Here is an 18626-nt window from a genome sequence, read left to right on the forward strand (position 1 = left end):
AACTCACATTCTGTAAGCTGCTTTTACAGTCACGCAGCCGGCTTCCTTCGCTCTACTCCGGGGAGGTCCGCATGGCCCCCAATTCAGTCAAAACCACGTATACCCATGGCGTAGCGCCGTTCGCTGCCCCGATCGCTCGACGAGGAGCATCGAGGCCGCATGACCTGCCCAACAAACCGGACGCTCTCCTTGGCGCCATCGCCGTCCGGCAGTTGTTCCGGCGCTGGCCGCTGGTGCCTACGCGGGAGCTGGAACGCATCCGCCACGTCCTGGTCCATTGCGACCAACTTGGGTCCCCGGACACGCACCACTTGTCCGAACCGGCCCAGGCCCTCCTGGACCTCATCACATCGGAGCTGAACAACCGCAGGGAAGCCGCCAAGGCGGCCCACCCCGCAGGCGGCCGCCCCCTGGCTCCGGTGAAACCGCCCACCTCACCGAAGCCGGAGAAACCGGTTGTCGGAGAGAGGAGCGCAAAGTAATGTCCGGGCACTTTGAACTCATTGATGCCGCCGGCGGCGACTGCCGTGTACGGCTCGTGGACGCAAACGGCACCGAACTGGCGCTGTCCATGTGCTTCCAGGACAAGGAAACTGCCGCGAAGGGCATCTACTCCCTGCGTGAAATCGCAGCGAGCGGCCTGGTAGAGGACCACACAGCCAGCGCCAGCTAGCGGTCACGCACCCACGATCGGAAGTCCCGCCGTCGGGAACGAACTCGGGAAGACCGACGCCGGAGGCACCGGTACCGCCTCAAGCGGCACCGTTACCGTGCTCGGGCCGACCGTGACGCCGTGGTCCCGGACCTGTACACGGAGCGGCTCATTGCTGTATCCGGCCGCTTCGACCAGACCAAGCGCCATGGATCCCTGGGAGAGCTCCACGGACAGCAACCGCCCCTGGACCTTCAGCCGGAACGCCAGGTCTTCCCATTCGGAGGGCAGCCGCGGATCGAAGCGCAGCACGTCGCCTTGGTCCCGCATGCCCGCGAAGCCGCACACCAGGGAACTCCAGATCCCGCCGGTGGAGGCGATGTGGACACCGTCGATCGTGTTGCCGTGCGAGTTGTCCAGGTCGATGAACAATGCCTCGGTGAAGTGCTTCAGCGCGAGTTCGCCGTAGCCGATCTCGGCTGCCATGATGCCCTGCACGCAGGCGGACAGGGTTGAGTCGCCGGTGGTAATGGGATCGTAGAAGTCGAAGGCGCGCTGCTTCTCCTCCGCGGAGAAGTCCTGCCACTGGAGGAACATCGCCAGCACGGTATCGGCCTGTTTGAGGACCTGGTGCCGGTAGATCACCAGCGGATGGAAGTTCAGCAGCAACGGGTACTTGGACTGGGGAGTGTTCCAGTCCCACGGCTCCAGGGTCATGAAGTCGTTGTCCTGGCTGAAGACCTCAAGGTGGGGGTCGTAGGGCAGGGACATGCGTTCGGCCGCCTGGCGCCACACCATGCGCTCTGTATCGGCGATGCCCTCGTTCTCCAGCGCCGCTGCGGCCCGCAGGTTAAAGCGCGCCATGACGTTGGTGTACAGGTTGTCGTTAACCACGGCCGTGTACTCATCCGGGCCGGTGACGCCGTGGATGTGGAACATGCCGTCCTTGCCAAAGAAGCCCAAGGAGGCCCACATCCGCGCCGTCTCGATCAGCAGGTCCGCGCCCACCTCGGACTCGAATCCCGCATCGGCACTGGCCCAACGGTACCGGGTTGCTGCGAAGGCGATGGCCGCGGCGATGTGGAACTGCGCGGTTCCGGCAGCGTAGTAGGCACTGGCTTCCAGTCCGTTGATGGTCCGCCACGGGAACAGGGCACCGTCCACGCTCAGTTCCTTGGCCCGCACGCGGGCGTCCGGCAGCATGGCGTGGCGGGACTCCAGGACCTTCCGGGCACCATCCGGGTTGGTGTACGTCAGGTACGGCAGGAGGTAGACCTCCTGGTCCCAGAAGTAGTGGCCCTCGTAGCCGGATCCGCTGACACCCTTGGCCGGGATACCCGCAACACCCGCTCGGGCCGTGGCCTGTGCCAGCTGGAACATGGCCCAGCGAACCGCCTGCTGCAGTTCGGGCTGCCCGCCGATCGAAACGTCTGCCGTGGTCCAGTACGTGTTGTAGTGGGCAAGGCTCTGGGCCAGGATCTCGTTGAACGGAACCAGGTTGGCTTCGGCTTCGGCAACCAGGCTCTCGCCGCGGTCCTCTGCGTCACCCGCGGATCCGGCCACCATGTAGCTGACTGCTTTTTCCAGCCGGAACGGCTCACCGGCGTTGATGGCCAGCACATAGCGGACGGATGACTCGTCTTCCGCCACGGCAGTCTCGAACGGCTGCCCCTCGTACGAAATCCAGTGGTCCACTGCCATGGCCACGCGCTGGCGTGATTCCGAAGTTTCCCAGGCGAGGCGGAGCGAACCATCGGCGCCCTGCAGGTGCAACGGCAGGAGCACCCGCCCGGCGTGGCGGCCGGAACGCCGGGGGTCGTGGACCGAGTGGTCCTCCACAGGCTGGTCCTGGCGGTTGACGACGGCGGAGCTGATGTCCGCTGACACGTCACGGTCCGCGCTCACGGACAGCTCCAGGCCGAGGCAGCCGCGGGAATCGAAGCCCACCGCGCGGCGCTCCACCGTGGTGACCGTGGCACCGGAACGGCAGGCCCACGTGGTGGTTTCCTCGTACACGCCGGTGGCAAAGTCGATGCTCCGGTGGTAGTCCAGGACCGTCGACTCGGCCAGGCTCAGGGCCTCGCCGTCGATCCAGATGGAGAAATTGTTGGCGTCAGGGACATACACGATCCGCTGGCCGGTACGGGCGAATCCGTAGGCATTTTCGGCGTGCTTGATGTCCCAGATCTCATGGAAACCGTTAATGAAGGTGCCCGGGAGTTCGCCTTCGCCGGGAGTCGAGTGCGAGCCACGGATGCCAAGGTGGCCATTGCCCAGCGCGAAGAGGGTTTCCAGGGTTCCCTCGTCGCCAGGGACGTGGATGTTTTCCACAAGTTTCCAAGGCTCGCAGGGGAAGCGCAGCCGGTCAGAGCTGATGAGTGCCATGGGCTGATGAAGTCCTTTGAAAAAGTCGGGTCAGAGAAGGTCGTTGAGGTCTTCGACTACCAGCGTCGCACCGGCGTCAAGAAGGGTTTGGCGGCCGGCGCCGCGGTCCACGCCGATCACGGCCTGGAAATTTCCCGCGCTTCCGGCCTGGACACCGGACACGGCGTCCTCAACCACAATGCATTCCTCCGTGGGGACGCCCAGCAGCGAGGCCGCATAGGTGAACGTTGCGGGGTCCGGCTTTCCGGGAAGCCCGACGGCGGCAGCCACCTGCCCGTCCACCACCACCTCGAAGTGGTGGTCCAGTCCGGCGGCCTTCAGGACCGCGGGAGCGTTGCGGGACGAGGAAACAACGGCAACGTGGAGGCCTTGCTCCAGGGCCGCGTTGATGAACTTCACCGAGCCCGGGTACGGCTCCACGCCGCGGGTGTCCACGATCTCGTTGAAGATGGCGTTCTTCCGGTTCCCCAGGCCCTGCACCGTCTGGTTGGTGGGGGCATCATCCGTCGGTCCCTCGGGCAGGGTGATGCCGCGGGAGGTCAGGAAGTCCCGCACGCCATCGAAGCGCGGCTTGCCATCGATGTGGTCGAAGTAGTCGCTCTCCTGGTAGCCCTCAGGGTGGTTCTGTTCCGCGAGGTAGCCGTCGAACAGTTCCTGCCACGCTTGCTCGTGCACCACGGCAGTGGGCGTCAGCACGCCGTCGAGGTCGAAAAGGAGCGCAGAGGCGCCCGTCCAGGCAGTACGAAGGTCAGTCATGTGCATTGTTCCGTTCAGCGCTTGTGACGCGTGGTCTTGCGTTCGATGAGCTTGGTATCGAGCAGGTGGTTGGCGGGTGGGTTGGGGGTTTCGGTATTCACGAGTCGTTCGCAGAGCAGGTTCGCCGCGAAGGCACCCTGGTCCGCTACGGGCTGGGCCACGGTACTCAAACCAAGGAACCAGCTCATGGGATGGTCATCGATGCCGATCACGGACATGTTCTTTGGCGCGGCCAGGCCGTGTTCGCGCAACGCCATGAGCGCACCGAACGCCGCCTCGTCACAATGGGCGAACACTGCAGTGGGCTTTCCACCGCGGGCCATGAGTTCGGTCATCGCCCGGCGGCCGTCGTCGATGCTGGGCTCGCAGCCCACCACCTGGTCCGGGTGGACGGTGAGGTGGTGTTCATCAAGTGCACGACTGAAGCCTTGGAAGCGGGGAATGTCCTTCACAACGGGCTCAATGCCCGCAAGGACAGCCAAGTCCCAATGCCCCAACTCCAGCAGGTGGGAGGTGGCCCGCCACGCCGCATGTTCGTCATCGATACCAACATTGTCCCACGGAACATTCCGCATGCTCACGCTGGCTACCGCCAAACCGGAAGCGTCCAATGCTTCCACTTCGCCGGGGTCCAGGTCAACATTGAGCAGCAGCAGCCCGTCCACCCTCTGGGCCAATTGCTCCAGGTTGCCGAAGACCTGCTGCTTCACGCTTTTCTTGTTGCGCAGGCTGATCAGCACGGTGTCGTAGCCGCTGTCGCCGAACACTTCCTCGGCCGCTTCCACGGCTTGGGCGAAGAACCAGGTGGTGGCGGTGGGGGCGATGATCGCCACCGAGCCGGTGCGGCCGCCGGCCAGGCGGGCTGCCGCGGCCGAGGCCTTGTAACCCAGTTTGCTGGCGGCGTCCGACACTTGCCGCTGGGCCTTTTCTGAAACGTTGGGGAGGTTCCGGAGCGCCCTGGAGACGGTGCAAATAGACAATCCGGAGAGGAGGGCAACGTCCTGGATCGTCGCCCGGTGCGTCCTAACCATGCAACACGGCCTCAACCCTTTCCATGCTCGAGTTCACCCTGTGGTGGCGGCGCTTGGGGAGCGCCGCAGCCAAAAGTGTAAGCGCTTACAATTTTGTCATTCAACAGAGTGGGGCTGGATTCGGAAATGTGACGTGGACCTCACCGCCGGTGTTGCGCCGGGGTGCCGGCATGCCGTCTAATCCCAACCCCTCCCCCAACTGAGTCGCATTTGTGCGCGTTTTGAGCTGTCATAACGCGCACAACTGCGACCTAGTTGGGCGGGGTTGGCGCGGGGCCGAGGACGTAGAAACGAAGGAAGGCACTCACGTCCACCAGTTCCGGCGGCTCGATCCGGTGCCCCATCCCGGGATAGGTGCGCGCGGTGAGGGCCATGTTTGCGTTGAGCCATTCCTTGGTGTGGGCGATGGCATCCTCGTTGATCACTGGATCGGCCTTGTCCCTTCCCCAGAAGAACGGCGGCGGAGTGTCGAAGGACTCAGACAATGCCAGGAGGTCGTTGTCCAGGACAAACCCGGAGAGGCCAACGGTGGCTGCGAACTGTTCCGGCTTGAGGCGCAGAAGGGTGCTGGCCATGGCCATGCCCTGCGAGTAGCCCAGCAGGCTGACGCTGCTGTGGTTCTGCCGCACCGAGCCGATCCATTCGAAGACCTTGTTGGTGGAAGCGATGACGTCGGCAAAATCATTGGTCAGGAAGTAGTCCAGCAGGAACCAGCCATAGTGGTCGCCGATCACCTTCGGCCCGCGCAGGGCCACGCACGTGAACTCCTGCGGCAGGTGCGGAAAGAGGGAAACCATGCGTTCCTCGCTGGTCCCGTAGCCGTGCAGCATCACCAACAAAGGAGTGCCCGCGCGCTCACTTTCGGGCTTCGACCAAACCACTGAATCCATGAGCCTGAGCCTAGTAGACTGACCGCATGACACCGCAGGAACTGGCCAATCTGGCCCATCTGCGGCGCGCACGCGACTTCATCGACCGGGAGTATGCGCGCCCGCTGGATGTGCCCACCATGGCAGCCGGGGCCCTCATGTCCCCCGCCCATTTTTCCCGCCAGTTCAAGGCAGCCTATGGCGAATCACCCTACAACTACCTCATGACGCGCAGGATCGAGCGGGCCATGGCCTTGCTGCGGGCCGGCACCAGTGTCACCGATGCCTGCATGGAAGTCGGATGTACCTCTCTGGGTTCCTTCAGCTCACGGTTCACGGAGATTGTTGGCATCACGCCCAGCGAGTACCGCACCCGCGAACATGAGGCCGTGAAAGCCATGCCCAACTGCATCGCCAAGCAGCACACCCGCCCCGAACGACGCAAAGCCACCACAGCACCCACAAGCTGAGCAGGATCGAAGAAGCGCCCGTTTCGCGACTGCAATAGCGTGTGAGTCATGAACATCTCACTGAAATACGCACACGTAACTGTCAACGATGTGGACGAATCGCTCGCCTTCTACCGGGACGCACTGGGCTTGGACGTCAGGAACGACGTCGGCTCGGACGGCCAGCGCTGGGTCACCCTCGGCAGCGACGCCCAGCCGGACCTCGAACTGGTGCTCTCCCCGCCGCACGCCGGCCGTTCCCAGGCCGACGGGGACGCCATCCAGGAACTCCTCACCAAAGGCGTCATGCCCATGCTCGTCTTCAGCACGGACGATCTGGACGGCACGTTCGAGAAGCTCCGCGCATCCGGCGCCGAGGTCCTCCAGGAACCGATCGACCAGCCATGGGGTCCGCGAGACTGCGCTTTCCGCGACCCCTCGGGCAACATGATCCGCATCAACCAGGGCTGACGCCCCCACATGAAGTACGACGGCGGTCTGGTCAGCTTGGGCACCCAAGCCAGCCAGCCGTCGTCGTGCTTGAGCGGTACTTACCGGAGCATGAGTCCGGCGTCGGTCCGTTCGCCGTCCTGATGCGTCGAAGCGATGGCCGCGGAGACCACGTCAGCCAGCCGCAAACGGCGGCTGTAGGCGTGCCGCTGGAGTCGTTCACCCGTGCCTCGCCGGAGAATCGCCGCCACCCCGGCACGGGCCACTGCCAGGTCTCCCGTCTCCGTGAGCGCCGGGCCCACGTGGCGCAGCAGCGCACCCACGGCATCCTCCGCCGGGCAGGGCTCCAACTCCCCGGGGTGGATCAGCTGCTCGTTGACGCCATAACGGCTGGCGCGCCAGTTGGACATGCGCAGCACGCTGGTCAAAACGTCCGACGGCGGCGCGCCCTCCCGCCACTGCCTCGCCGAGGTCTCCACCAAGGCCCGCGCGAGGACCGCGATGGTCAGGGCGTCCCCGGCGTAAAGGCAGACGTCGGCGATCCGCAATTCCACTGTGGGCTGGCCGCGGGAAAGGCGCGCGTCGAAGTAGATCATGCCCTCGTCCAGGGGCACGCCGGTCTTGAGCAGCTCCCGCAGGACACTCCGGTATCCATCCGCCGATCCGAACACGTCCATGGGTCCGGCGGTGGGCCAGCGGTTCCAGATCTGGGTTCGGTAACTGGCGAAACCCGTGTCCGTGCCCATCCAGTACGGCGAATTGGCGCTCAAGGCCAGCAACACCGGAAGCCAGTGGCGCATGCGGTCCAGGACTGCAACGCCCTCTTCGGGCGACCCGATGGAAACATGCACGTGGAAACCACACGTGATCTGTTCCCGGGCAATCAGGCCGAACTCATCGCCCATGGTGGCGTAGCGCTGGTTGCCCAGGGTTGGCGTCGCATGGAAGACAGGTGGCGTGGCCAGGGCTGCAACCCGTGCGCCCACGGTCCTGGCGGCCTTGTCCGCGAGCGCCCGCCCCCGCTGGATTTCCTGGCGAAGGCCCTCGGCGGTGGTGCAGGGCCGGGAGTTCACCTCCACCTGTTCCTGCTTGAACTCGGACTTCAGCGATGGCCCATCATCCTGCTCGTGGTGCGCGGCGATATCCAGGACTCCGGAGGCAAGGGCCAGCGGCATCCCATCAATCGGATCGGCAATGAGGAGCTCTTCCTCTACGCCAAACGTTCGCATAGCCACCCCTCCCCACGGGTCATGTTTTCAGAGACGCCCGTCATCCCACGTGGCGCGGAACCTCCATTTGGAAGCCGCACCGGCAGTGGAGCACCTGTGTTTGCAGGTAGACCTCCAGAAGGCTGGGAGTGTCCGGATAGTCAGTGGTCCGGGGTGCTTCGATGAACCGTTCGGTGGGGCGGCCAAGTGTCATGGGCTCGCCGCAATGGGTGCAGCTGAACCACAGGCCGGCCGCGGACGTAGAGAGGAATTCCGACTGGATCTCCGGGACCAGTTCGGCCAACGGGACGGCGTGGGCGTAGAAGGTATCGCATTCACTGCAGGTGTAGCTGACTTCGACAATCTCTGACTGGTTCGGCGTGGCCTCAACCACTGTTTCAACAAAAATGTACGAATCGGTATCGCACACTGTGCACCACGGGCGTGAGCCGGCGTCTTCAGTGGCGGGAGTTGCCCCAGGCAAGCGTTTCGGGGCAGGAATCGGGGAACCAAGCGTCATTGCCATTCTCCTTTATTGCAAGCACCACCAAAGCGGTGGTTTCCGACAACCGTCCCTTGCGGGACACACTGAACAGCGGTCGGGAGAAGCTGATGCTCCTGTCGGAGCCCGCGTCCCTGGAGAGGGCTTGTCAGCCGCGCTCCGAGGTCGTAAGGATCCAGGGGCTATTGGCTTAACCCAGTAATGAATGTAGTTCAACAGTGCCGCACGTCACAAGACACGAGTGGCTTAACAGCATGCGCCTAGAGGTCGAAATGGGATACCGAGGCGGTCCCGGCAACAGCCTTGATCATGGCTTCAGCAACGTCCCGGAGCTTTTGGTTACGGCCGTTGGAGGCCTTTTTCAGCATCCCGAAGGCTTCAGCCTGGCTGCAGCGGTTCTGGCCCATGATGATTCCGCAGGCAAGGTCGATTGCAGTGCGCGAGGCCATGGCATCCTGCAGGTCTTCGGCATGCTGCTGCTTGGTTCCGATCCGCACGGCCAAGCGCAGCGAACGCTCTGCCTGGCTCGCATACAGCTCGCAATTGCGGACGGTTGCAGGATCGAAAATGTGGGCCTGCGGAGCAAAAAAGTTGAGCGCGGCGGTGGCTCCTTCGTCCAATTCCAGGGGCACGCACAGCACGGACAAATGCCCGCGACCGGCGATCACGCTGCAATAGTCGGACCATCTCTCCTCAGTGGCAGTGTCCTCCACCAGCACCGTGGTGTGGGTGCGCATGGCTTCCAGGCAGGGACCATCGCCGAAAGTCCGCTGGACCTCGTCGATCAACCGCGCCTCGTGGCTGTTGCCGGCAACCGTCAAGGCCTTGCGACGGCGGCTCAAGGTGATGCCGCAGAGCACGCCCAGCCCTACGGTGGCGGACACCGAATCGGCGGAGAACACGGCGAGTTCGCCAAGGAATCCGCCCACATCCTCACTGTCGATCACCAGGTCCTGGAGCTGCTCGGCCACGGGGACGTCGTCGGCAGCAGGCGCCTCCACGGGCATGGCCGTGTCCGGATGAATTTGGTCCATGCCACTATTATCTACACCTCTTCCACCCCGAGCGGATCCCCCAAAAATCCTTGCATCTGCGGTGCACCTATGTGCACAATCTAGCTACGGTCTGCGTCGACGGACCCCGCTTCACAGCTCATGCAGACGGGCGCCCCCATATTCACACAGAGGTGAATGCCATGCCGGCCCAGCCTGCCTCGAGGGTTCCCGACGAAGCACACCAACCACCCGACGAGCCGCTGTGGTGCCCACGCTGCAACACCGACCAGCATCTGTTGGTGGATTCCATCCAGTCGCACTATCCGCCCGCGCCCAACAGGGTGGACGTCAGCTATCAGTGCGCGGAGTGCAGGTACACCTACGAACACCTGGCAAGCGTGCAGCGGGTGGCCGCCATCCTGAACCGGCCAAGCGGTGCCCAGGGCATCCTCCAATTCGGCGGCCAGTTCCTGCATTGCGGCAACCCCATGAAAACGCGCAGCTGCGAGCTTCGCCGCATCCAGGCACCCTTGGCGCTCAAGCCCGGGGCACCGTTGCGGCTCTACGAGGTCTACATCAACACCCGCGTCCTTGGATGCACGTGCGGCTTCCGGATGGAGATTCCGGACTAACCCGCACCATTTCGGTTCAATCCGGCCTGGTCCGGACATAGAGGAAGAGAACGCATGCACGCAGAGAAGCGCAGGAAAGAGTCGCTGGCCACCAATGCGGGACCCCAGGCCGGGCGCAAGCACAAGTTGCCCGATCCGCCGGATCCGGACAACCTCCCCATCGACTACCTGGGCTCCGGCTGGGATTCCAGCAAGTATCCCTCCTCCACGCCGCGCACCCTCCGCCCCCAGCAGCGGAGCCACGGACGGAACGGGAAGTCATGACAGAGCCAACCTCCGCTTGGGCTCCCGGGCCGGAGGGCCAGTCCAGCCCGGCGGGGCAGTCCGGGCCAGAGGGACGAACAGCACGCGAACCTGCGCCCACGCCGGAGCCGGTGCCGCTACCGGAGCCCGGACCACCGCCGGTTCCCAAGCCCACTCCCGAGCGGGAACCCGTACCGGGAACCACACCGCCGGACGGACCCACCCCACCGGACGGACCCACACCGCGCGAACCATAGGTTGACGCACCCCCGGACCAGCGCCGCATCGACGACAGGTCCCCTAAGACCGGATCCTGGCAAATCCCCCAGTCAGGATCCGAACGAGGGCATGACGCACTACAGGGAGTGCGTCATGCCCTCTGCCATGCCCGGGCCAGCGTCCGGGCGCAGTCACCACACCCTCGTGTCACAACCCGGTTTCACCGCCCTCACCAAGCAATCTGTGTTTATGTTGTTTTCTATTGACTTACCAACACAAACACAGATAGAGTCAAGCAATTCCACATTACGTGTGACAGCAGTCACCGTGAGTGGAAGGCAATGAAGACAACGACTCACGCATGACGCAATGGAGGGTAAGTGTTCGCCGAAGAGCGCCAGCAACTGATCTCCGCACTCGTCACAGAGCGCGGACGCGTCAGTGTCACCGAGCTGGCGGACCGATTCAGCATCACCACCGAAACCATCCGCCGGGACCTCGCAGCGCTCGAAGTTTCCGGCAACCTGCGCCGCGTCCACGGCGGCGCGGTTCCCTCGGACCGGCTCAGCACCCGCGAAGAAAGCATCCTGGAGCGCGCCATTCAGCGCCAGGCAGAGAAACTCCGCATCGCCGCCGCCGCCCTCGCCATGATTCCCGGGCCCACCACCGGCAGCATCCTGCTTGATGCCGGCTCCACCACCGAAACCCTCGCGGACCTGCTGGCACAGCGCACGCCGGCATCCAACGGGTCAACGGACGAGCTCGTGGTGATTACGCACGCCATTCCCATCGCCGGCAAGCTGTCCGCCACTCCCGGCGTCGCCCTCCAGATCCTTGGTGGCCGCGTCCGCGGACTAACGCAGGCGGCAGTGGGACAGTCCACCGTGGACGCCGCCGTCAAGCTCCGTCCGGACATCGCGTTCGTCGGGGCCAACGGCATCCACGCCACCTTCGGGCTCAGTACCCCCGATCCCGAGGAAGCCGCGGTCAAGGCCGCGTTCGTCAAGTCGGCCCGCCGCGTGGTGGCCCTGGCCGATTCCTCCAAGCTGGACGCCGAAACCCTGGTCCAGTTCGCCACTCTGAAGGATGTGGATACTTTGATCACAGACAGGGAGCCCTCCGCGGAACTCGCGGCAGCCCTGGCCGACGCCGGCGTAGACGTGGTGGTCGCATGATCGTCACCCTGACCGCCAACCCCAGCCTTGACCGCACGGTGGAGCTGCCCGGACCGCTGGCCCGCGGCGAAGTGCAGCGTGCCACCCACGTCCACCAGGAATCCGGTGGAAAGGGCGTCAACGTTTCCCGGGCACTCGTGGCCTCCGGCCTCGAAACCCTCGCCGTCCTCCCGGGCGCCGATTCGGATCCGGTCCTCGCAGGACTGCACGACGGCGGTGTGCCGTTTGCGGCGCTGCCGATCGGCCAGGCGCTGCGCAGCAACGTGACGCTCACCGAACCGGATGGCATCACCACCAAGATCAATGAACCCGGCCCGGAGTTGAGCGCCGAACAGCAAGAGGCCCTGATCGGGTTGCTGCTGGAGCGCTCCCGTGGCGCCAGCTGGGTAGTCCTTGCCGGCTCGCTCCCACCAGGGGTTCCCGCCGACTTCTACGCCACCATCGCACGCCGGCTCCGTTCCCGCTCCGATGGGCTCGCCGCACCTGAGATCGCCATCGACTCCTCCGGCGCTCCGCTGGCGGCGGCCCTGGAAGGGGACCCCGCCGGAAAGCCGGATCTCCTGAAACCCAACGCCGAAGAGCTTGCGGAGCTTGCCGCCGCGGCCGGTTTCACCCAAGTCTCCACCGCTGAGGAACTGGAGGCAGACCCGGCCAAAGCCGCCCAAGCTGCTGCCGCCGTCGTCGAAAGCGGTGTGGGTGCTGTACTCGCAACACTCGGATCCAAGGGCGCAGTCCTGGTGACGGCAGACGGAGCGTGGCTTGCCACGCATCCGCCGATCCAAGCCGTCAGCACTGTCGGTGCCGGCGATTCGTCCTTGGCCGGCTACCTGCTGGCTGCAAGCAAAGGTGGTTCCGCCCCGGACTGCCTCCGTCAAGCCGTGGCGCATGGTGCCGCTGCTGCATCGCTGCCGGGCTCCACTGTCCCGGCAGTCCACCAGACAACCCCAGACGCCGTAACCATCACGGCCCTCCAGAAGGACTAACAGTGACCCAGCTGATCACACCCCAATTGGTCACCCTCGACCAGAACCTGGGCGATGCCCCCGCCGACGTCATCCGTGTCCTGGCCGGCAAAGTAGCCGACGCTGGCCGTGCTTCCGAGGTTGAAGGGCTCTTCACTGACGCCTTCGCCCGTGAACAGAAGACCGCTACCGGCGTTCCCGGCGGCATTGCCATCCCGCACTGCCGTTCGGCCGCCGTCACGGAACCCGCCTTGGCCATGGCCCGACTGTCCCACAAAGTGGACTTCGGCGCGAAGGACGGTCCGGCGGACCTCATCTTCTTCATCGCAGCCCCGGACGGCGCGGACCAGGAACACCTGAAGCTGCTCTCCAAGCTGGCCCGCTCACTCATCAAGAAGGACTTCACGGCGGCGCTCCGTGCGGCTTCGTCGGAGCAGGAGATCGTGGACTTGGTAGACGGCGCGCTGGCGGACAAGCCCGCAGCGCACGCCGCGGAACCTGCTGCTGCGGCCGCACCGGCCGCTTCTGCAGCCCCCGCGGGAAGCCCGACGGCGGCCGCCGCGCCCAAGCGCCTCGTGGCAGTTACGGCCTGCCCCACCGGCATTGCGCACACCTACATGGCAGCGGACTCGCTGGTTGCCGCTGCTGCCGAGATGGGCGTGGACCTGCAGGTTGAAACCCAGGGTTCCTCGGGCGCCAAGCCGCTGGACCCGGCGGTGATCGCTGCGGCAGATGCGGTGATTTTCGCCGTCGACGTGGACGTTCGCGGCAAGGAGCGCTTTGCCGGCAAGCCGGTCATCAATGCTCCGGTCAAGCGCGGCATCGACGAGCCCGCCAAGATGGTCCAGGAAGCCCTCGCTGCCGCCGACGATCCCCACGCACACCGCGTGGCCCATTTTGGGGCAGAAGAGCAGGCTGAACGTGAGGCCGAGGAGAAGAGCGAGCACATCGGCCAGAAGCTGAAGCGCGCCCTCCTCACGGGTGTGTCCTACATGATTCCGTTTGTTGCCGGTGGCGGCCTGCTGATTGCGTTGGGCTTCCTCCTGGGCGGCTACCTGATCACGGGCTTCGCGGACAAGATCGTGGTTGAGAACAGCATCTTCAACCTGCCCACCGAGTTCCCGGACAACGCCTGGGGTCCCTTGGGCGCCTACCTTGGCGCAGTGCTCTTCAAGATCGGCGCCCTGTCCCTGGGCTTCCTGGTTCCGGCTTTGGCTGGTTACATCGCCTACGCCATTGCCGACCGGCCGGGCATCGCGCCGGGCTTCGTGGCCGGTGCTGTCTCCGGGTTCATGGGCGCAGGCTTCCTGGGCGGCATCGTCGGTGGTCTCCTGGCCGGCTACATCGCCTACCAGTTGGGCAAGCTCAACGTGGCCCGCTGGCTCCGCGGCCTGATGCCGGTGGTGATCATTCCACTCCTGGCCTCCCTGGTGGCCTCAGGCCTGATGTTCCTGATCCTCGGTGCACCGATCGTCGCCCTGACCAACGCCCTCAACACCGGCCTGTCCGGCCTCACCGGCGCAGGTGCCATCATCCTGGGCATCATCCTCGGCCTCATGATGTGCTTCGACCTGGGTGGCCCGGTCAACAAGGTTGCCTACTCCTTCGCCGTTGCCGGCCTCGGTACCGCTTCAGTGACCAACCAGGCACCGTGGCAGATCATGGCCGCAGTCATGGCAGCAGGCATGGTTCCGCCGCTGGCCATGGCCCTGGCAACCGTGCTGGACAAGAAGCTGTTCTCCCTCGCCGAGCGTGAGAACGGCAAGGCCGCCTGGCTCCTGGGGGCATCCTTCATCTCCGAAGGCGCCATCCCGTTCGCCGCTGCCGATCCGCTCCGCGTCATCCCCGCCAGCATGGTGGGCGGCGCAGTGACCGGTGCACTGTCCATGGCCTTCGCTGTCACCTCCAAGGCACCGCACGGTGGCCTGTTCGTCTTCTTCGCCATCGACAACTTCCTGTTGTTCTTCCTGTCGATCGCTGTTGGCGTTGTCATCACCGCCCTCCTGGTCATCGCCCTCAAGCGTTGGGCCGTCCGCAAGCCGGAGGCCGTTGAGGCCGAACCCGTACCCGCAACCGTCTAGACTCTCCACAACCTCACAAAGGAGCACCAATGCCTGAACGTACAGCCACCATCGCCAGCCGTGTCGGCCTCCACGCCCGTCCGGCAGCCATCTTCGCCGAAGCCGCGGGGGACCTGGACCTTGAGGTCACCATCGCCCGCGAAGGCGAGCCGGCCGACGACGCCATGGATGCTGCCAGCATCCTGTCCCTTATGAGCCTCGGCGCTTCACACGGCGACGTCGTGGTGCTGCGGGCCGAGGGTGAAGGTGCGGACGCCGCCCTGGAGAGCCTCGTGAAGATCCTCGAAACGGACCACGACGCCTGATCGTTGCCTGAACAACAGAAGGGCCTGGTGACACCCGGATATGGGTGTCACCAGGCTCTTTCAGTGTCAGTTGTTTGCTTAGCCAACTACCCGGCTCATCAGGTCAATGAAGTTTTCGCCGAGCGCCGCAACGATCGTGCTGTCCTCCACGCCTCTCAGTACCAGCTCCCGCGTGATGTTAGGCAAACCCTCGTAGCTCTTCACGCCTTCGGCATAGGGGTACCACGGTGGAGTCTGCAAGCAGCCCGGCCCCTCCCATTTCATGCGTTTGACGTACAGCGTGCCGTCGTACTGGATATTGAGGTAGCCCTCCTGATCGATGTAGGCGGTCTCGTAGACACTCCGGCGGCCCTTGGGAAAGTCAGTGCAGATGCCCGCGCCGTTGGGTCCGAAGATGTCCAACGTGTGCATGAGGTGGTCCACCATATTGGCTACTGTGGCTTCTGGATCATGGTTGATCTCCAGTGGCATGGTGCTCATCATGCCGCCCTTGTCCGCCACCACCTGCATGGTCTGGTCCGTTGCGTTGCGCCGGTTTCCAAACACGGAGTAGCAGTTGTTATGGGAGAAATACGGCGCTGAGATGGAGGCCTGGGCGGCCGTCAACTGGGTGCGCTTGCCGCCATGCGACAAATCAACCAGCATACCCACCCGGTTCATCTCGGCAATCATCTCCCTGCCAATGGTGCTGATGCCCGAGTCCTCGGGTTCGGCGCACCCATCCCCCAGAAAGTTGCGCTTGTTGTACGTGATCGCTGACGACACCACGCCCATGTCCTTGAACAGCTCCACATTTCCGGGATCGTCGCCGAAAGGCTTGGCGTTCTGGAAAAGGTAGTAGACCGCAATGCGTCCGTCCTCCTTGGCCTGCCGGATGTCGTCCGCGCAGGTGGCTTTCACGAGGTCTTCGGAATGCTTCCGGATATTCCTATTCCAAAAGATGATCTGGTCCATGGCGGCTCGCTGGTCATGTTCCTCGGCCGAGAGGGTCATTCCGACGCAGTCCACTCCGCCGAGGCGCAAAAGGGCTATGGATTCATCCAGGGATCCCCCACTGCCGGGAGGGATTGCTCCGCAGGTATCCACCACGGTGGCGCGGGCATGGAGTTCCAAAGCCCGTTGTTCCTCGTCCCGGCTCGGCATCCTGGACAGATAGGGGTGCTCAAGCTGCATCTGTGTCACGTTCCGTTCCTTTCTGCTCTGCATCGCCGGCCTCCAGCATGGTCAGGAGCAGGGTATCGGAAGCCAGCAACCCTGACCGCACCAGCGCGGACTGCCACGACTCGAACTGCTCCGGAACGGCGCGTGATGACTTCGCCCAGAAGCCGATCCGTTGGAACTGTGCGATCGTGGCCTCAAGTTCAACAGCCGGGATATCCGGAAAGAATTCCGCCGCGGCTGCAGCCGCAACCTTGGCGGTACGCCCAGCCAGCCATAGCTGGGCTTCGCCCAGGCCGGCACGGAACGCTTCAAGCTCCTGGACATGGCCTTGTGCCCAAGCACGCGTTGCGCAGTAGACCGACCATGGCACCGGACCCAGGCCTTCGGCCAGTGCAACAGCTTCGGCCAAGCGTGGGTCTTGTGCTTCCTGGCCGCCTGCCAGAAGAAAGTCCCCCGGACCGTTGATGAATTCTTCCACCACTGCTTCAGGCTGGTACCCGATCAGGAGCTTGATATCGCCCAACGGAACGTCGTTCCGGTGGAGGATCTCCATGAAGGCAACCCACGATGTCGGCACATAGCTCGGTGCCACCAGCACCACACTGCCGCGAAGGGACTGCCAGTCGAAGGCCTTTGGTGCTTGGAGTGATGCTTCGGCGTCGGCTTTCCTGAACAGGAAATGCCGCGTCTGCGTATTGCTGACTGCCGCGACCACACTGGGCGTTGTCCTGTTGAGCCTGTCGGCAAAGACCACGCTTCCCAGCACCAGGTCCGCTTCTCCGCGTGCCACGGCCTCAGTGATGGTGCTGTGTCCGGGGGTCTGTTCGATGATCCGGACGTCCAGGCCGCGCTCGGCGAAGTAGCCGCGGGAGAGCCCCACGTAGTGCGGCAGATAGGCAAGGTTGCGGGCTGCAGCGATGCGGACAACGCCGCGGCCCGTGTGGTGGTCAAGCATGGAAGACCGGCCTCGCTTCGTTGGCTTCCTCTAGCGTCTGGTCCTTGGTTTCCACCCCGGCGAGTCCAAGCACCGCGGTTATGGCGAACATGATGGCCATGGTGGTGAATACACCTGGCAGTCCGGCCTTGTCGAAGATCAGGGCGATCAGTGGCGGCATCACGATGATGCCCAGGCCACCGGTGCCCTTGACGAAGGAGACTCCGAAGCCGCGAACCCGGGTGGGGAACAATTCGGGAGCCCACGACCACAGGGTGGTGGTCAGCAGCAGCGTGAAGAACTGGAACAGTGAACCGAAGATCAGGATGAGGGGATCAGTGGTGGCCAGGAGGCCAAAGCCAAGGCCAACCAGGCAGCCGAGGATCGCACCGGTGACCATGACGGTCCGTCGCCGGAACCGGTACGTGACGGTCGCAGCGCAAAGGGCGCCGAGGAGGCTGCCGATCTGCATGATCAAGGTGTAGAGGAGGCTTTGGCCCAGGGTGGAACCGCGGGCCACCAGGAAAGTGGGCATGAGCGTCAGCAGCGACATCTGCGCGGCCACCACCATGAAGTACGCGCCGCTGGCCGTTGCCGTGCGGCGACGCAGCCCGCGGGTGAAGATTTCGCCGAGCCGGATCTTCTCCGGACGGACCGGGACAACGCTGCTGTCGGCTTCCAGCTGGTCCTCGCGGATGTGGATCTCTTCGTCGGGCACCTTGCCCGCGGCCAAGGCGGACAGGCTCCTGTTCGCACCGGCTATGTCCCCACGGGTAAGCAGGAACCGCGGCGACTCCGGCATGTTTCGTCGGATAACCAGGACCAGCAGTACGGGAAGGATCAGCAGGCCGAACAGCCAGCGCCAGGCAACCTGTGGGCCGCCGAAGAAGTTGCCGAGGGCCACCAGGACCAGCGCCGCGTAGGCCGGAGCGACGACGTTTCCGAGCCCGCCCGACCCGACGTTCAGCGCTGCCACGGCTTGGGCCCGGTACTTGGTGGGCATGATTTCACAAATGAGGGCGATGCCAACGGCCAACTCGCCGCCCAGGCCGATGCCGACAATGAGCCTGGACCCCATGAGGACTTCGTAGTTGGGGGCGAGTGCGCACAGCACACCGCCCACGGAGTACACAACGAGGTTGGCCACCAGGGCGAATTTCCTGCCCTTGATATCGGAGAGCATGCCGCCGAGGTAGGCCCCAACGGTCAGTCCAATGAATGTCATGGAACTGATCAGCGCGAATTCAGCTTTGGAGATCCCGAAGGTCGCAATGATTTGGGGGCCGGCCAGGCCCAGGGAGTTGGACTCCAGGATGTCGAAGAACATGCCGGCAACAACCAACAGGATCGTCGCCCAGTGAGTCCGGGTGAGCGGGATCTTGTCCACCGATTCGGACAGTTTCAACAGCATGGAATTAAGTCTGGGGCTGCCGCCCTTGATGTCTAGAGAACTCATTTTTGGTGCCTCCTGGAGATGGCTGAGTGCATCGAAGATTCAGTGGTGGCGGCATCTTTGCCGCCGGGTGAGGTGTTCCTGGAACCGGAGAGCGGGCCTATGGGCTTCTGTGATCCGTACCATAAATCTACTTCATCATCGATGATGATGCAATAGATTTA

20 protein-coding genes are annotated in these 18626 nt (G+C 64.2%); 10 read left to right on the forward strand and 10 right to left on the reverse strand.

Annotated elements, in window-relative coordinates:
- Positions 1-71: 71 nt before the first annotated feature.
- Together ACIQTZ_RS06215 and ACIQTZ_RS06220 are read left to right on the forward strand one after the other, a co-directional pair.
- Positions 72-482 (forward strand): hypothetical protein, encoded by a 411-nt coding sequence (locus ACIQTZ_RS06215; RefSeq protein WP_402949796.1) that lies wholly within the window; start codon positions 72-74, stop codon positions 480-482.
- Positions 482-673, forward strand: a complete 192-nt coding sequence (locus ACIQTZ_RS06220; protein WP_402949797.1) for a YegP family protein — start codon at positions 482-484, stop codon at positions 671-673. Before ACIQTZ_RS06215 ends, ACIQTZ_RS06220 begins: the two co-directional genes overlap by 1 nt.
- Positions 674-676: 3 nt before the next feature.
- Here the strand turns inward: ACIQTZ_RS06220 and ACIQTZ_RS06225 are convergent, their stop codons facing one another.
- From ACIQTZ_RS06225 to ACIQTZ_RS06240, 4 genes are all read right to left on the reverse strand, one after another.
- Positions 677-3037 carry a glycoside hydrolase family 65 protein gene (locus ACIQTZ_RS06225; RefSeq protein WP_402978558.1) on the reverse strand — a complete coding sequence of 787 codons (2361 nt, stop codon included), beginning with the start codon at positions 3035-3037 and terminating at the stop codon, positions 677-679.
- A 30-nt stretch (positions 3038-3067) separates the two neighbouring features.
- Positions 3068-3799 (reverse strand): HAD family hydrolase, encoded by a 732-nt coding sequence (locus ACIQTZ_RS06230; protein ID WP_400335697.1) that lies wholly within the window; start codon positions 3797-3799, stop codon positions 3068-3070.
- 8 nt (positions 3800-3807) lie between these two features.
- Positions 3808-4824: a LacI family DNA-binding transcriptional regulator gene (locus tag ACIQTZ_RS06235; protein ID WP_402978562.1), complete on the reverse strand. Its 1017-nt coding sequence runs from the start codon at positions 4822-4824 to the stop codon at positions 3808-3810.
- 251 nt (positions 4825-5075) lie between these two features.
- Positions 5076-5714: an alpha/beta hydrolase gene (locus ACIQTZ_RS06240; RefSeq protein ID WP_400335701.1), complete on the reverse strand. Its 639-nt coding sequence runs from the start codon at positions 5712-5714 to the stop codon at positions 5076-5078.
- A gap of 26 nt (positions 5715-5740) precedes the next feature.
- Here ACIQTZ_RS06240 and ACIQTZ_RS06245 point away from each other — a divergent pair, with 26 nt between their 5' ends.
- Together ACIQTZ_RS06245 and ACIQTZ_RS06250 are read left to right on the forward strand one after the other, a co-directional pair.
- Complete coding sequence (locus ACIQTZ_RS06245; RefSeq protein ID WP_400270013.1) at positions 5741-6163, forward strand: helix-turn-helix transcriptional regulator; 423 nt, start codon at positions 5741-5743, stop codon at positions 6161-6163.
- A gap of 48 nt (positions 6164-6211) precedes the next feature.
- A complete protein-coding gene (locus ACIQTZ_RS06250; RefSeq protein ID WP_402978565.1) occupies positions 6212-6613 on the forward strand; it encodes a VOC family protein in 402 nt (133 codons plus the stop codon).
- An 80-nt stretch (positions 6614-6693) separates the two neighbouring features.
- Here the strand turns inward: ACIQTZ_RS06250 and ACIQTZ_RS06255 are convergent, their stop codons facing one another.
- From ACIQTZ_RS06255 to ACIQTZ_RS06265, 3 genes are all read right to left on the reverse strand, one after another.
- On the reverse strand, positions 6694-7821 hold the full coding sequence (locus ACIQTZ_RS06255) for a glutamate--cysteine ligase (protein WP_402978568.1): 1128 nt from the start codon (positions 7819-7821) through the stop codon (positions 6694-6696).
- 40 nt (positions 7822-7861) lie between these two features.
- Positions 7862-8320 carry a hypothetical protein gene (locus tag ACIQTZ_RS06260; protein ID WP_402978571.1) on the reverse strand — a complete coding sequence of 153 codons (459 nt, stop codon included), beginning with the start codon at positions 8318-8320 and terminating at the stop codon, positions 7862-7864.
- A 242-nt stretch (positions 8321-8562) separates the two neighbouring features.
- Positions 8563-9336, reverse strand: a complete 774-nt coding sequence (locus tag ACIQTZ_RS06265) for an ANTAR domain-containing protein (protein ID WP_402951383.1) — start codon at positions 9334-9336, stop codon at positions 8563-8565.
- A gap of 161 nt (positions 9337-9497) precedes the next feature.
- Between ACIQTZ_RS06265 and ACIQTZ_RS06270 the strand changes: the two genes are divergently transcribed.
- The 6 genes from ACIQTZ_RS06270 to ACIQTZ_RS06295 all read left to right on the forward strand — a co-directional run bounded on the left by ACIQTZ_RS06270 (position 9498) and on the right by ACIQTZ_RS06295 (position 14914).
- On the forward strand, positions 9498-9929 hold the full coding sequence (locus tag ACIQTZ_RS06270) for a hypothetical protein (protein WP_402951385.1): 432 nt from the start codon (positions 9498-9500) through the stop codon (positions 9927-9929).
- A 54-nt stretch (positions 9930-9983) separates the two neighbouring features.
- Positions 9984-10193 carry a hypothetical protein gene (locus ACIQTZ_RS06275; RefSeq protein WP_397324862.1) on the forward strand — a complete coding sequence of 70 codons (210 nt, stop codon included), beginning with the start codon at positions 9984-9986 and terminating at the stop codon, positions 10191-10193.
- A gap of 578 nt (positions 10194-10771) precedes the next feature.
- Positions 10772-11566, forward strand: a complete 795-nt coding sequence (locus ACIQTZ_RS06280) for a DeoR/GlpR family DNA-binding transcription regulator (protein ID WP_402951390.1) — start codon at positions 10772-10774, stop codon at positions 11564-11566.
- Positions 11563-12549 carry a 1-phosphofructokinase family hexose kinase gene (locus ACIQTZ_RS06285; RefSeq protein WP_402978574.1) on the forward strand — a complete coding sequence of 329 codons (987 nt, stop codon included), beginning with the start codon at positions 11563-11565 and terminating at the stop codon, positions 12547-12549. Before ACIQTZ_RS06280 ends, ACIQTZ_RS06285 begins: the two co-directional genes overlap by 4 nt.
- Before the next feature lie 2 nt (positions 12550-12551).
- On the forward strand, positions 12552-14609 hold the full coding sequence (locus ACIQTZ_RS06290) for a fructose-specific PTS transporter subunit EIIC (protein ID WP_402978577.1): 2058 nt from the start codon (positions 12552-12554) through the stop codon (positions 14607-14609).
- A 29-nt stretch (positions 14610-14638) separates the two neighbouring features.
- Positions 14639-14914, forward strand: a complete 276-nt coding sequence (locus ACIQTZ_RS06295; RefSeq protein WP_397324854.1) for an HPr family phosphocarrier protein — start codon at positions 14639-14641, stop codon at positions 14912-14914.
- Between the two features lie 78 nt (positions 14915-14992).
- Here the strand turns inward: ACIQTZ_RS06295 and ACIQTZ_RS06300 are convergent, their stop codons facing one another.
- Genes ACIQTZ_RS06300 through ACIQTZ_RS06310 form a run of 3 tightly spaced genes read right to left on the reverse strand, consistent with a single transcriptional unit; the run spans position 14993 to position 18465 of the window.
- On the reverse strand, positions 14993-16087 hold the full coding sequence (locus tag ACIQTZ_RS06300; protein ID WP_402978648.1) for a membrane dipeptidase: 1095 nt from the start codon (positions 16085-16087) through the stop codon (positions 14993-14995).
- A complete protein-coding gene (locus ACIQTZ_RS06305; protein ID WP_402978584.1) occupies positions 16077-17030 on the reverse strand; it encodes an ABC transporter substrate-binding protein in 954 nt (317 codons plus the stop codon). The genes ACIQTZ_RS06300 and ACIQTZ_RS06305 overlap by 11 nt, the downstream gene beginning before the upstream one ends.
- Positions 17023-18465, reverse strand: a complete 1443-nt coding sequence (locus tag ACIQTZ_RS06310) for an MFS transporter (RefSeq protein ID WP_402978587.1) — start codon at positions 18463-18465, stop codon at positions 17023-17025. The genes ACIQTZ_RS06305 and ACIQTZ_RS06310 overlap by 8 nt, the downstream gene beginning before the upstream one ends.
- Positions 18466-18626: the final 161 nt, after the last annotated feature.

This window comes from Paenarthrobacter sp. NPDC090520, from assembly GCF_044769205.1.
Taxonomy (GTDB): Bacteria; Actinomycetota; Actinomycetes; order Actinomycetales; family Micrococcaceae; genus Arthrobacter.